Origin of the sequence: Georgenia satyanarayanai (assembly GCF_023715365.1) — a bacterium.
GTDB classification, from domain to species: domain Bacteria; phylum Actinomycetota; class Actinomycetes; order Actinomycetales; family Actinomycetaceae; genus Oceanitalea; species Oceanitalea satyanarayanai_B.
The window spans coordinates 1-13,341 of record NZ_JAMBNZ010000022.1; the positions used below are offsets into that span (position 1 = coordinate 1).

At 72.6% G+C, this 13,341-nt stretch carries 10 protein-coding genes; 7 read left to right on the forward strand and 3 right to left on the reverse strand.

Annotation, left to right across the window (positions count from 1 at the left end):
* Positions 1 to 171: 171 nt before the first annotated feature.
* On the forward strand, positions 172 to 1,281 hold the full coding sequence (gene serC / locus M3148_RS16565) for a phosphoserine transaminase (protein WP_251305837.1): 1,110 nt from the start codon (positions 172 to 174) through the stop codon (positions 1,279 to 1,281).
* Between the two features lie 172 nt (positions 1,282 to 1,453).
* Positions 1,454 to 2,107 (forward strand): heme oxygenase (biliverdin-producing), encoded by a 654-nt coding sequence (locus M3148_RS16570; protein WP_251305838.1) that lies wholly within the window; start codon positions 1,454 to 1,456, stop codon positions 2,105 to 2,107.
* Positions 2,108 to 2,204: 97 nt separating this feature from the next.
* On the opposite strand, the gene M3148_RS16575 is transcribed toward M3148_RS16570, so the two are convergent.
* Both M3148_RS16575 and M3148_RS16580 read right to left on the reverse strand, forming a co-directional pair.
* A complete protein-coding gene (locus tag M3148_RS16575) occupies positions 2,205 to 6,401 on the reverse strand; it encodes an HtaA domain-containing protein (protein ID WP_251305839.1) in 4,197 nt (1,398 codons plus the stop codon).
* A gap of 11 nt (positions 6,402 to 6,412) precedes the next feature.
* A complete protein-coding gene (locus M3148_RS16580) occupies positions 6,413 to 7,189 on the reverse strand; it encodes a hypothetical protein (RefSeq protein WP_251305840.1) in 777 nt (258 codons plus the stop codon).
* Positions 7,190 to 7,310: 121 nt separating this feature from the next.
* On the opposite strand from M3148_RS16580, the gene M3148_RS16585 reads away from it, so the two are divergent.
* From M3148_RS16585 to M3148_RS16605, 5 genes are all read left to right on the forward strand, one after another.
* Entirely contained in the window at positions 7,311 to 8,453 is a 1,143-nt protein-coding gene (locus tag M3148_RS16585; protein WP_251305841.1) for a heme/hemin ABC transporter substrate-binding protein, read from the forward strand.
* Entirely contained in the window at positions 8,450 to 9,574 is a 1,125-nt protein-coding gene (locus M3148_RS16590) for a FecCD family ABC transporter permease (protein WP_440136967.1), read from the forward strand. The genes M3148_RS16585 and M3148_RS16590 overlap by 4 nt, the downstream gene beginning before the upstream one ends.
* Entirely contained in the window at positions 9,571 to 10,386 is an 816-nt protein-coding gene (locus M3148_RS16595) for a heme ABC transporter ATP-binding protein (protein WP_251305842.1), read from the forward strand. Before M3148_RS16590 ends, M3148_RS16595 begins: the two co-directional genes overlap by 4 nt.
* Before the next feature lie 386 nt (positions 10,387 to 10,772).
* Positions 10,773 to 11,696 carry a hypothetical protein gene (locus M3148_RS16600; protein ID WP_251305843.1) on the forward strand — a complete coding sequence of 308 codons (924 nt, stop codon included), beginning with the start codon at positions 10,773 to 10,775 and terminating at the stop codon, positions 11,694 to 11,696.
* The gene (locus tag M3148_RS16605; protein WP_251305844.1) at positions 11,675 to 12,073 is read left to right on the forward strand and encodes a GntR family transcriptional regulator; all 399 of its coding nucleotides are present in this window, start codon (positions 11,675 to 11,677) and stop codon (positions 12,071 to 12,073) included. The genes M3148_RS16600 and M3148_RS16605 overlap by 22 nt, the downstream gene beginning before the upstream one ends.
* Positions 12,074 to 12,359: 286 nt before the next feature.
* On the opposite strand, the gene M3148_RS16610 is transcribed toward M3148_RS16605, so the two are convergent.
* Complete coding sequence (locus M3148_RS16610) at positions 12,360 to 12,614, reverse strand: hypothetical protein (protein ID WP_251305845.1); 255 nt, start codon at positions 12,612 to 12,614, stop codon at positions 12,360 to 12,362.
* Positions 12,615 to 13,341: the final 727 nt, after the last annotated feature.

A 13,341-nucleotide genomic window follows, 5' to 3' on the forward strand; every position in this document is an offset into this window, starting at 1 on the left:
CTCCCCGCCCGCGCGCTCCCCCCCCCCCCCCCGACAGTCGGATTCCACCCGCCGTCCCCTTCCCAGCCCCGTCGACAGTCGGATCCCACCCGGAGCCGTAGCGCGCAGCGCGGCCGCCTCCCCTGGGACGCGGGACCTTCCCGAGCCGTCCAGGTGGGAGGATCAGGGACCATGACGATCCAGATCCCCGCCGAGCTCCTGCCTGCGGACGGCCGCTTCGGCTGCGGCCCGAGCAAGGTCCGCCCCTCCCACGTCGCGGCGCTCGCCGCTGTCGGCGAGACGCTGCTGGGCACCTCCCACCGGCAGGCACCGGTGCGCTCGCTCGTCGGCCGGGTCCGCGAGGGCGTGGCCGACCTCCTCGGGGCACCGGAGGGCCACGAGGTGATCCTCGGCAACGGCGGGTCCACCGCGTTCTGGGACGCCGCCAGCCTCGGCCTGGTCCGCGAGCGCGCCGCCCACGCCGCCTTCGGGGAGTTCGGCCAGAAGTTCGCCGCCGTCACTCGCCGCGCGCCCTTCCTCGCCGACCCGCACGTCGAGACCGCCGAGCCCGGCTCGCTCGCCACCCTCGGCCCCGTCGACGGGGTCGACCTCTACGCGTGGCCGCAGAACGAGACCTCCACCGGCGTCGTCGCCCCCGTCGAGCGGGTGGCCGACGACGGCGCCCTCGTCTGCGTGGACGCCACCTCCGGCGCGGGCGGGGTGCCGGTCGACCTGAGCCAGACCGACGTGTACTACTTCGCGCCGCAGAAGAGCTTCGGCTCCGACGGCGGGCTCTGGTTCGCCGTCATGTCGCCCGCGGCCCTGGCCCGGGTGGAGGAGATCGCCGCGAGCGGCCGGTGGGTCCCAGAGTTCCTGTCCCTGCCCGCGGCGGTGGAGAACTCCCGCAAGGACCAGACGCTCAACACCCCGGCCATCGCGACACTCGTCCTCATGGCCGAGCAGCTGGACTGGATGCGCGACCAGGGCGGGCTGGCGTGGGCGGCCGGGCGCAGCGCGCAGTCGGCGCGGATCCTCTACGGCTGGGCCACCGAGCGTGACTGGGCCACCCCCTTCGTCGGCGTACCCGAGCACCGCTCCCCCGTCGTCGGGACGATCGACCTCACGGATCAGGTCGACGCGGCGAGGGTCGCCGCGGTGCTGCGGGAGAACGGCGTCGTCGACGTCGAGCCCTACCGCAAGCTCGGCCGCAACCAGCTGCGCGTGGGCATGTTCCCCGCCGTCGACCCGGAGGACGTCCACGCGCTCACCGCCTGCGTCGACCACGTCGTCGCCGCCCTCTAGCGCCCCCCCTTCCGCATATGGGCGATTCTGGCGGCGTCAGCGGGTATTCCCTTGCCGAAATCGCCCATATGCGGAGAGGGGGTGCACCTTCGTCAGATGAATTGCGCAACATGGGCGTGACGGAATTCGGTTAAGGTGAGGCTTACCTCACCGGACCGTCGAAGGAACCCACATGAGTGCGCCCTCCATCGCCACTGCCCCGCTCTCCGCGCAGCTGCGCGAGCGCACTCGTGCCGCCCACGAGCGCGCGGAGTCGGTGCCCTTCATCACCGACCTCATGCACGGGCGCCTCGACCGGGACGCCTACGCGGACCTCGCCGCCCAGCAGTACGGCATCTACGTCGCCCTCGAGGCGGCCAGTGCCGAGCTCGTCGGCGCCGCGCGGGGCTCCAGCCTCGTCTTCGCCGACCTCACCCGTACCCCCTCCATCGAGGCGGACCTTGCGTTCCTCCACGGCGCGGACTGGCGCGAGCACATCGCCGTCCTGCCCGCGGCCCGCGCCTACGCCGAGCGCATCGCGCAGGTCGCCGGGGACCTGCCGCGCTACGCCGCGCACGCCTACACCCGCTACCTCGGGGACCTCTCCGGCGGCCAGGCGATCAAGCGGCTCGTCCAGCGCCACTACGGTCTGGGCGAGGAGGGCGTGGCCTTCTACACCTTCGCCGGCATCGCCAAGCCCAAGGTCTTCAAGGACACCTACCGTGAGCAGCTCGACGCCCTCGACCTCAGTCCTCTCGAGCTCGAGATGGCTGTCGACGAGGCGAACGTCGCCTTCGAGCTGAGCACGGCGCTCTTCGCCGCCCTCGGCGAGCGGCACCACGCCTGACCTGTCCGACGACGAAGCCCCGCGTGGTCCTCCACGCGGGGCTTCGTCGTTCTCGGGTCCGGGCGACGGGGCCGCACCCGGGTGCGGCCCCGTCGGGTCAGGCGCGCTGCCTGCGGGTGGCGAGCACTAGGCCGGCGAGCAGGACGGTAGCCGCGAGGGCCGCGAGGGCCGCCGCTTGCGCTCCCGTCTGGGCGAGGTTGCCGGCGGCGCCACCGGCGGTGGTGCCGGGGCCCGCGCCGTCGTCGTCGGTGTCCGTGCCGGCGCCTGCAGCCGCGACCGTGAAGGTCGTGTCGGCCACGGACTCGCCGTCGGTCACGAGGTCGACGCGGTGCGAGCCGAGGGCGATGTCCGCGGGGGCGGTCCAGCTCAGCTCGACCGTGCCGTCCTGCCCGACGACTGCCGCGGCGACGTCGAGCTCGCTGAGGTCGAGCTCGCCCTCCGCGACGGGGACGCTGAAGGTGACCGGGTCGAGCGCCTCACCCGCCTTGTAGAAGTCGGCGAAGGCGGGCACGCCCGCTGCCGTCAGGCTCGCGGGCACGTCGGTGCCGACCAGCCGGCCACCGGCCACCTGGACGGCGTCGAGGTCGAGCTCGGCGAGACGGACGCGCGGGTAGTCGACCACGCCGTCGCCCTGGAGCGAGCGACTGGCGACGTCCGCGACGAGGTAGCCCTCGCCACCCTCGATGACGACGGACGGGTCCGTGACCGTCATCTGCAGCTGGGAGGTACCACCGATCTCGTGGCCGGCAAAGGCCACCTCACCGCCGAAGTGGGCGGTGCCGTCGGTCGCGTCCCCGTTCCCCCGGCCGTCCCCGAAGACGTAGCCGCCGGCGGTCTCGCTGGCCGGTGCCGTGACGGTCACCGACCCGTGAGCGATGCTGCCGGTGATGTAGTCCCGGAAGGACTGCTTGACGCCCCAGGTGAGGCTGCCCGGGGCGCCGGCGGCGTCGATGACGGCGCCCACGCGGGTGCCCGGCTCGAGGCCGCTGCCGGTGAGGGTAGCGGTGGCACCCTGCACCACCGGGTCCGGCGACACGGTGACCGATCCACGCGTCGGCGCAGGCTCCTCGCCAGGCTCAGCCGGCTCCTCCCCGGGCTCTCCGGGCTCGGACGGCGCGTCAGGCGTCACGGCGAGGACGGTGAGGGCGTCGCTCGCGAGCACTGCCCCGGCCTCGTCCCGTAGCACCACGGCGTAGCCACCCAGCGGGAAGTCCTCCGGCACGGTCCACGACGTGGTGAAGGAGCCGTCCTCCTCGACCGTGACGACGGCGATCTCCGTCGGCTCGTCGGTGGGCAGCGCGAGAGCGGCAGGGGCGGCGCCCCCGACGGTGACGTCGACGCTCACCGGGTCCAGCTCGTCCCCGGCGTCGTAGAAGGTGCCGAACGCGGGGACGCCCGCGGTCGTCAGCGTGGCGGCGGCGGCCTCCGCGCTGACCTCGCCGCCGGCGACCGTGAAGGCCTCGGGGTCGAGGGAGGCCAGCACGACGCCCGGGTAGTCGACCGGCTCGCCGGTGCTCGTCGTAGCGGCGAACTCCCGGGAGGTCGCATCGGCGACGAGGACGGCGGAGTCGGGCGTCACCTGGACGCGCAGGTTCTCGAGGAGGACGTCGAGAGCAGGGACGCCCTCGATCTCGTGGCCCTCGAACTGCACGCTGCCGGCGAAGCTCACGAGCGCGGTTCCGGCGGCCGGGTCCTGGGAGGCCAGCGTGGCGGGGAAGCGGAAGGTCCCGTCGTCGTTGCGCGTCACGTCCTCACTCGTCGTGATCGTGCCGTGGGCGATCGGGCTGGTGACGTAGGAGCGGAAGGACTCCTTGACGCCCCAGTCGAGGTGCCCGGTGGCCGTTGCGGTGCTCGGCGCGAGCTCGACCCGGACGTCGCCCGCGGGCAGGTTGCTGCCGCTGATGGTGACGTCATCGCCCTGCTCGACCTGGCTCGGGTCGGCGACGACGGCCGGGGCGCCGGGCTCCGGGGTCGGCTCGGCGGAGCCGGCGACGAAGGTGACCGGGACGAAGACGTCCTGGCTGCGGTCGGTGACGTCGACCTCCCCGGCGTCGCTGAGCTGGGCCGAGGTGAAGGTCGCGAGGTAGCACTGCACCTGGCTGCAGTCGTCCTCGGTGCCGGTGAACCAGCCGCGGACGGTGATCTCCCGCTCGAAGCTGCCGAGCGCGTCGGTCGTGACGACCTCGTGCTGCAGCCATCCGGTGGGCGGCGGACCGACGGTCACGCCGTCCGCGGTCGGGGTGTCGGAGGTGAAGGCGACCGAGAGCTTCCGGTTCGGGGCGTAGCCCGTGCCCTCGACGGAGACGACCGTGCCGACGGTGATGTCCTCGGTGGGCGTCACCGCGAGCTGCGGCGTGCGCTCCTCGACGACGTCGAGCGGGACAGACAGCTCCTGCGCGGAGTTCTTCACGCCGCCAGCGGCGTAGGTGTAGACACCGAAGGTGCCGTCCTCCGGCCAGCCTGCTGCCGGCTTGGTGATCGTGAGCTCGGCCGTGAAGGAGCCGTCCTCGGCGATGTCGACCCACTGGCGGCGGATCACGTCCTGGAAGGTGGGCGGCACCTGGTCGAGCACGTTCTCGGCGAGCGCCCACTTCTGCGAGCCGACGACGCGCGTCGAGCTCGGCGCGTCCAGGGAGGGCTGCCACTGCTCGGCAAACTTTCCGAGCACCACGTACGTGCCCTGCGGAAGCGTGTTCGGGATCGGCACGCCGCGCCCGCCGACGTTCGCGGCCGGGTCGAAGCCCGCGCCCTTGACGACGACGGTGTCGCCATCGGTCAGCTGGGCGTCGCCCACGGGGGTGACCCCGTCGGCGGCGAAGACCTCGATCACGGGGGCCCACTCCACCGGCTCGCTGGGCTCCTCGACAACCTCGAGCGGGACCGAGAGCTCCTGAGCGGGGTTCTTCACCCCGCTGGCGGCGTAGGTGTAGACGCCGAAGGCGCCGTCCTCGGACCAGCCGGCCTCGCGGTCGGTGATGACGAGCTCGGCCTCGAAGGACCCGTCTGCCTCGATCGCGACCCAGTCCTTGCGGATCGCGCCCTGGAAGGCGGGCGGCACCTGGTCGAGCACGCTCTCGGCGAGGGCCCACTTCTGCGCGCCCACCACGCGGGCGGAGGACGGCGCCCCCTGCGAGGGCTGCCACTGCTCGGCGAACTTGCCGAAGACGACGTAGGTGCCCTGCGGCAGGTCCGCGGGGATCGGCATCCCGCGGCCACCGACGTTGCCGGCCGGGTCGAAGCCCGTGCCCTTGACCACGAGGCTGTCCCCGAAGGTCACCTCGGCGTCACCGAGCGGCGTCACGCCGTCGGCGGCGAAGACCTCGATCGCCGGCTCGAACGCCACCGGCTCCTCCGGCTCGACCGGCTCGACCGGCGCGGCGGCGACGGCGAGGGTCGCGGCGGCGGTGACGGCGTCCGGCTCGGTGCCGTTGCGGAAGACGGCGCGCAGCTGCCGGCCGTTCTGCTCCGCGGTGACGGCGGGAAGCGTGAGGTCGGTGGCCGTGGCCTCCGCGACGTCCTGCCACTCGGTGTCCGCGCCGGGGCGGGTCTGCCACTGGACGGTGGGCTGCGGCGTGCCGGTCGCCGCGGCGCTGAAGAGCGCGTCGTCGCCCGCGTCGACGGAGACGTCCTGCGGCTGGAGCGTGACCTGCGGCGCCGCTGTCGTGGGAGCGAGCTCGACGCTGAAGCTCAGCGGGTCGAGCGCGTCACCGGCCTTGTAGAAGTTGGCGAACGCGGGGGCACCTTCCGCGGTCAGGGTGACCGGCGCGCCGGTGACGGTGGCGACGCCGTCCGCCACGGTGAGCGGGTGGCCGTCGAGGTCGATGGTGCCGAGCGTGACGTCGTCGTAGTCGACGAGCTCCGCGTCCGGCGTGTTCGCCCGCGAGACGACGTCGGCCACGAGCGAGCCCTCGTCACCGTCGATGGTGACGCGCAGCTCCGAGAGCCGGACCTCGAGCGCACCCTCATGCGCCCAGAAGTCGACGCCGCCGTCGAGTGCGAGGTCCGCGGTCGTGGCCGTCACGGTCCCGCGAGCGGCGGCGAACTCGTACCCGGTGTCGGTCGCGGTGGCCGGCGGGACGATGCTGATCTTCCCTCCGGCGAAGGGCATGCCGAGGTAGGTGCGGAAGGAGGCCTTCACGCCCCACTGGGCGCTGCCGGAGGTGACGGTCGCGGCGGGCTCGGCGGCGAGCGCCGTCGTGCCGGTGCCGGCGACGACGGCGCCCGCGGCGAGCGCCGTCGTCGTGACAGCGGCAAGGGTGCGGCGCGCGCGGGCGCGCCAGGTCGTGGTGCTCATCAGGGTCCTGTCTAGGCGGAGTGACGACGGCGGAGGCGGAGTGCCGCGACACCCGCGGCGAGGAGGAGCGCAGCGGCGCCGGCGATGATGCCGACGGTGACACCGGTGGTGGCGAGCGAGCCGTCGGAGTCCGCCTCGGCGGCGGCGGCGCCACCCGATCCGGAGCCCTGCTCGGTCCCGGAGCCCGCGGCGCCGTCGGCGCTCGCGTCGGAGCCGCCCGTGGCGAAGGTCACGGGGATGCGGACGTCGGCGGAGCGGTCACCGCCGCGCGTGTGGTCGGCGCGGGTGCCGATGACGCAGCCGTTGGGGGCGACGGCGGGGTCGAGGCAGTCGGTGAAGGAGTCGGCGGCGGAGACGCTGAGGGTCACGGAGAAGGAACCGCGCCCCCCGGACTCGGTGAAGGGCTGGGCAAGTCCCTCGCCGTAGTCGGGCGGGTTGGAGGAGATCCAGGCGGAGGCACCGCCGGCGCCCTCCATGTCGACACCACCGAGGCAGGGGCCGGGCTGTTGGCCCGCCCCCTTGTCCACGCACAGCGCGACGTAGACGCCCTTGGAGGTGTCGAAGCCCGAGCCACTCACCGTGACCTGCTGACCGTCCGGGTCGAGGCCGCTCGAGGGCTCGACCGTCACCTGCTGGCCGTCGGGGCCGCTGGCGGAGGCTGCGGCCGCCGGGGCCGCGACGAACAGGCCGCCCACGAGGGCGATGCCCGCAGCCAGCACGGCAAGGAGACGGCCGCGTGCGCGGCCGTCGAACTGGCCATGGCCAGCAGGTTCAGGGGTCCGTGACATCTCTCTCCTCGTGGCACACTTAGGTAAGGCAAGCCTAATCGACGATTACGCTACGGGTACGTCACGTAAATTGTCCACCAGCGCACCACGCCCCAGCGCACTCGCCCGTCCAAGGAACTTCATGACCCGCCTTCCCGCGCGCCTCGCGCTCGTCGCCGCCCTCACGGCGCTGACCCTCTCGGCGTGCGCAGGCGGCCCGATGGAGCCGCGTGGGACCACGACGACGACGCAGACAGCGCCTGCGGCCGCGGAAACCGTGCAGGCGTGCGGCGACCCGGTCGAGGGCTTCGCCGTCACGCACGACCATGACGGCGAGCCGCTCCCCGAGCGCACCGCGAGCGGTGACGCGAGCCTGCTCACCGAGCCCACCACCGCCGTCGTGACCGACGACACCATCGACCCGGTGGCGACGGCGCCCGCGCAGCAGCTGCCCGTCACGGTCAAGTCCTGCGACGGCGCCGTCGTCGAGGTGGCGGACACCAGCCGGATCCTCGCCGTCGACCTCTACGGCACGCTCGCCGAGATCGTCTTCTCCCTCGGGCTGGGGGACGACGTCGTCGGGCGCGACACCTCCACCGGCTTCCCCGAGGCCGCGGACCTGCCCGTCGTCACCCCCGGGGCGCACGACCTCAACGCCGAGGCGATCCTCGCCCTCAACCCGAGCGTCGTCCTCACCGACAAGACCATCGGCCCCACCGAGGTCCAGCTCCAGCTGCGTGACGCCGGCATCCCGGTGATCTTCTTCGACGACACCCGCTCGATGGACACGATCCCCACGCAGATCCGCGCCGTCGCCGGCGCGCTCGGCGTGCCCGACGCCGGGGAGGAGCTCGTCGCGCGCACCCAGCAGGAGATCACCGCGGCGCTCGACGACGCCCCGACCGGCGCCCAGTCCCCCGCGGTCGCCTTCCTCTACCTGCGCGGCGGCATGGTCCAGCTCCTCGGCGGGCCGGGCTCCGGCGCCGACTCCCTCATCCGCGCCATCGGTGCGCGTGACGTCGGCACCGAGGCGGGCCTGGAGCGGCCCTTCACCCAGATCAGCGCCGAGACGATGATCAGCGTCCAGCCCGACGTCCTCCTCCTCATGAGCGCCGGCCTGGAGTCCGTGGGAGGCCCCGCGGGCCTCTCGCTCGTCCCCGGCCTGGCGCAGACGGAGGCCGTGGCCGACGGCCGCGTCGTCGACATGGACGACACCGTGCTCCTCAGCTTCGGACCGCGCACCGGCCGGGTCGTCACCGCCCTGGCCGAGGCGGTCTACGAGTGACCGCGGCCGTCACCCTGCCTGCCGCCACCACCGCCAGCCGCGGCCGCGGCTGGTGGCTGCTCACCGGCACCGCCCTCGCGCTCGCCGTCGTGTGCGTCGTCGCCGCGGGCGCCGGACAGCTGGCGATCCCCCCGGGAGAGGTCGCCGGCTCGGTGCTCGGCCGGCTCGACGGCGCCCTCGAGTGGCTCCTCGGCGGCATCGGCCTCCACGTCGACCTCCCGCTGGACTCCGTGACCGGCCCCCGCCACCCGCAGGGCGACGCCGCGCTGTGGCAGGTGCGCTTCCCGCGCATCGCCCTCGCCGTCGTCGTCGGGGCGGCGCTCGCGGTGGCCGGCGCCCTCATGCAGGGCGTCTTCGGCAACCCGCTGGCCGAGCCGGCCATCATCGGCGTCTCCCCCGGCGCCGCGGTCGGCGCGAGCCTCGCGATCGTCACCGGGCTCGACGTCCTCGGCACGTGGACAGTGCCGCTCGCGGCCTTCGTCGCCGCGCTCGTCACGACCCTTCTCGTCTACTCCCTGTCCCGCTCCGGCGGGCGCACCGAGGCCATCACCCTCATCCTCACCGGCGTGGCCGTCACCGCGATCGCCTCGGCGATCGTCGCCTTCAACACCTTCGTCGCCAGCCCCACCGCCCGCGAGCAGATCGTCTTCTGGCAGCTCGGCAGCCTCAACGGCGCGCGCTGGCAGGCGGTCGGCGTCGTCACGCCCTTCGTCGTCGTCGGGATCGCCGTGTCCCTCCTCCTCGCCCGCCGGCTCGACCTCCTCTCGCTCGGGGACCGCTCGGCCCGGCACCTCGGCGTGAACGTCGAACGGCTGCGGGTCGTGGCGATCGTCGTCATCGCGCTCCTCGTCGGGGCGGGCGTCGCCTTCGCGGGCGTCATCGCGTTCGTCGGGCTCGTCGTCCCGCACCTCGTGCGCCTCGTCGCCGGGCCAGGCCACCGGCTGCTGCTGCCGGCCAGCGCCCTCGGCGGCGCGCTGCTCCTCACGGTCGCGGACCTCGTCGCACGCACCGCGGTCCCCTTCGCCGACCTGCCCCTCGGCATGCTCACCTCGGTCGTCGGCGGCCCGTTCTTCCTGTGGCTCATGCGTCGGATGCGAAGCACCCAGGGAGGCTGGGCATGAGGCTGCTGCCGCGCCGCCCGCGCCTGCCCGAGCCGCTCGAGCTAGGCGAGGTCGCCCTCGCCGTCGACGGCGCCCGCGTCGTCCTCGGCGGCGCCACGATCCTCGACGACGTCAGCCTCGGCGTCCGCGCGGGCGAGGTCGTGGCTCTCGTCGGCCCCAACGGGGCGGGCAAGTCCACGCTGCTGGGGGTGCTCAGCGGCGACGTCGCCGCGGGCGGCACCGTCACCCTCGCCGGCCGCCCGCTCGGCCAGTGGTCGACGACGGAGGCCGCCATGCGCCGCGCCGTCCTCGTCCAGCGCGTCACCCTCACCTTCCCCTTCACCTGCCGGCAGGTGGTGGAGATGGGCCGCTCCCCGTGGTCACACACCCCGCGCGAGGACGACGACGACGCCGCCGTCGCCCGCGCGATGGAGCTGACCGAGACGACGGCGCTCGCCGAGCGGACCTTCGGCTCGCTGTCCGGCGGTGAGCAGGCCCGCGTCTCGCTGGCCCGCGTGCTCGCCCAGTCCGCCGGCGTCGTCCTCCTCGACGAGCCGACCGCCGCCCTCGACCTCCACCACCAAGAGTTGGTCCTGGGTCTGGCGAGGGAGCGGGCGGCGGCGGGTGACGCCGTCGTCGTCGTCCTCCACGACCTCAACCTGGCCGCGGGGTACGCGGACAGGGTGGCCGTGCTCGACCGCGGCCGGGTGGCCGCCGTGGGTGCGCCCGGTGAGGTCCTGCAGGCGGAGCTGCTGTCCGGCGTCTACCAGCACGCCGTCGAGGTCCTCCCCCACCCCCGGACGGCGGCGCCGATCATCCTCGCGCGGCGGTAGAGGCGAGAACGGGCTGACTCCGCCGCGGCACGCGCCCGCAGACGGGAGCTCCGGGGGCTCCCACGATGTCGCCCGCGACGGGCGCGGCCGCACTCGCCGTAGAGGACACCGGCGTTGCCGGAGAGCGCCCGCTCACCGGACACATCACGGGGCGGGGCATACGGGACAACCCGGTCGAGCCTAGGCATAGGCGCAGGTCAGCGGTTCGACGCAACCAGTAGAGGTTCGTCTTGCGGGACGGTTCCACGCCGATGGCAGCCGCCCCGCCGGCATAGATGGCCGAGTGTCGGCGGCTCGTTCTGGAGTTCCTGCCAACGCACCTTCGAGCGTACTGCGGATGTGGTACAAAGTGTATTGACTTGTTGACACACTTCCCTGGAGTTTCGATGCCCCTGACGCTGCTACAGCTACGCCAGATGTTCGACGCTCCGCTGGTGAGTCTGCTGGTGGTGTTACTGGTGGGGGTCCTGGTCCGCCGCAGGCCGCGCGCAGAGATCGGGCACTCCGTGCGCCGCTGGACACTTGCCGCTGGCTTGTTTGCAGTGATTGTCATCGTGATCGAACGGCTTTCGTGGGTGGTGCCAACGCCGACCGCCAGCTCGACGGCACAGGTCCTAGGCTTCGTGGCGCCGCTCGGCGCAGGGCTCATCGCTGTGCTGGTGCTGATGCTGCCCACGGCGCTGCGGCAGGGCACCGGCACCGCGGATTTGTCCCCTCGTACGCTGACCAGCTTCGCAGCGCGGGGGTGGCTGCTTACCCTGTCGGCCCTGACGGTCCTGATACTCACGGTCACTGCCCTAGCCGGCCGGGCGTCGATCCCGGATGAGCAGGGCCACTACCGCCACTACGAGATCGAGCTCGCCACCGGGGTCACCGCGGGCACAGACATCTACGGCTGGTACTACTCCGTACCGAGCATCATCGTGCTCGCACTTCTCCTGGTCGCCACGTTGGTCGCCGTCAGGGCGGTCGCCAGACCGCCGTTGACCCCAGACCTCGCCGGAGACGCGCCCACCCGCCGCTGGCGCACCCGCAACATCGTGGCCATCAGCGCCGGCGCAATGCTGATCCATCTCGCCGCGGTGTTGAACCACCTGGCTGGCACAGCAGCGCTAAGTGCCGGGTTCACGACCGACCAGGGATGGGTCTCTGCCCAGCCGCCGCTCATCATCCTCCAGGCACCGATGCGGCTGGGGGCCACCGGTGTCGAGCTCGTCGGATGGTTCCTATGGTTCGCCGTGGTGCTGGCCGCACTGCAGTCCACCACTCGCGAGACGACGAAGGCGCCATGGCACTCCGTATCTCGCTGACCGGCAGCGGATCGCCCGCCGAGCAGATCTGCGACCAGATCCGCGGCCTGGTCGCCACCGACCAGCTCCCCGCGGGGCAGCGAATCCCTTCAGTCCGTCAGCTCGCCAACGACCTCGGGGTGGCGCCCGGGACCGTGGCCAAGGCCTACCGCCAACTGGAAGGAGAAGGCCTCCTGCAGACCCGCGTCGGCGGCGGAACCCGAATACATCCCGACGCCAGCACGACCCCGGCACAAGTCATTGAGCAAGCACGCGCGCTCGTCAGCGCCGCCACCATGGCCGGCGTAGGCCTCGAGGACACTGCCCGAATACTGCAGGCGGTCTGGCCCACCCCAACGGCTCCCGCTGAGAAGCCTTCGCGCCAGGTATGGAACTGAAGGAGAGACTGCTGCGGCGCGTCGGGTACCGCCCGTGCGACAGTGCCCGTTCCAGGATCCCCTCACGGGACTCGCGAAGGTGAGCGACTGCGCCGGTGCGGGCGGGTTGGGGTGTGGTGGGCCGTGAGGAGTCGGGTGCCCCACGTAGCTTCCTCAGTGACGGGCACCGCTCGTGCCGTCGATGACAGCTCCTTCCTCGAGCTGCACGCTGCTACGGCCATGATCGGCAGGACCACGGCTGCCAGTCCCCGTGTCCGGCGCTGCCCCTGGAGCGTTGATGGGTGTCTTACCCGCGGGCGAAGAGGTCGAGCATTAGCGGGACGCCGAGGCCGTCACAGGCGGTACGAAGGACCTCCTCGGCTGCGTACCACTCGGGTGAGCGCACACCGGTCGCCGCGCCGACCGCGCCGGACGGGATCGCCGGCGCGATCTCCTGCAGTTCCGCTATCGCCGTGTGCACGGCGCTGTCCCCGGTGGAGGGCAGGCGGTCAAGCACGCGGGTTGCCAGTCTGGACCAGCCCGCATGCTCCTGCGCGTTCATACGGCCATCCTCCAGGCTCCGGTCGGCGTTCTCCACGATCGTCCACACATCACCGTAAGCAGTGCAGGTGGCCGAGGCATCCAAAGCCTCGGAGACAGGTGCCGCGGCCGGGGAGGAGGGCTCGGTGGCAGGGCCGGCCTGCGGTGCCTGAGGCGTCCCATCATGCGCCTGGTCATCGGCACTGCATCCACCCGCTACCGCGGTTATGAGCACCGTTGCCGAGATTGCTACCACCAATCGCCTCGTTCGCATCTGTGCGCACTCCTGACGTCGACACCTGATGGGTTCCAGACTATGGGCCAGTAGTCGTCCTGGGAGCGAGTTCTGTCTGCGAGTCTGGGTTCCGGCGATGTCCGCCTAGCCGTTCTGATGCGGCTGCGACCAGAAAGCCCGGATCGTGGCGTGGTCCCTTCTGCCTCCCAAGCGCATCCGATTGACTCCCACCACCGTCGCATCGGAGCGCAAGTTCCCTACGCGCCTCAATGCAGGCGGACCGGCCATGACGATCGAGGGCTCGGCGGCCACGGACCATCTCAATCGGAACCCGAATCGACGGCGCGACGCCCGCCAGCGAGATGCGGAGGGACATGTCCCGCAGGGGATCCCACAGCGGGGATCAGTTGGCGCCGCGAGCGAGTTCGTGCTCGACCGCCCGTCGGATCCAGTTGGAGACCGAGCGGTCATCTGCGGCGGCACGACTTCGGACTTCGTTCAGAAGGTCCTCTGG

Excerpts from the sequence above, each read along its gene's own strand:
- M3148_RS16605 (WP_251305844.1), top strand. The coding sequence starts at position 11,675 with ATGGCACTCCGTATCTCGCTGACCGGCAGCGGATCGCCCGCCGAGCAG.
- serC (WP_251305837.1), top strand. The coding sequence starts at position 172 with ATGACGATCCAGATCCCCGCCGAGCTCCTGCCTGCGGACGGCCGCTTC.
- M3148_RS16585 (WP_251305841.1), top strand. The coding sequence starts at position 7,311 with ATGACCCGCCTTCCCGCGCGCCTCGCGCTCGTCGCCGCCCTCACGGCG.
- M3148_RS16570 (WP_251305838.1), top strand. The coding sequence starts at position 1,454 with ATGAGTGCGCCCTCCATCGCCACTGCCCCGCTCTCCGCGCAGCTGCGC.
- M3148_RS16575 (WP_251305839.1), bottom strand. The coding sequence starts at position 6,401 with ATGAGCACCACGACCTGGCGCGCCCGCGCGCGCCGCACCCTTGCCGCT.
- M3148_RS16600 (WP_251305843.1), top strand. The coding sequence starts at position 10,773 with ATGCCCCTGACGCTGCTACAGCTACGCCAGATGTTCGACGCTCCGCTG.
- M3148_RS16580 (WP_251305840.1), bottom strand. The coding sequence starts at position 7,189 with ATGTCACGGACCCCTGAACCTGCTGGCCATGGCCAGTTCGACGGCCGC.
- M3148_RS16595 (WP_251305842.1), top strand. The coding sequence starts at position 9,571 with ATGAGGCTGCTGCCGCGCCGCCCGCGCCTGCCCGAGCCGCTCGAGCTA.
- M3148_RS16610 (WP_251305845.1), bottom strand. The coding sequence starts at position 12,614 with ATGAACGCGCAGGAGCATGCGGGCTGGTCCAGACTGGCAACCCGCGTG.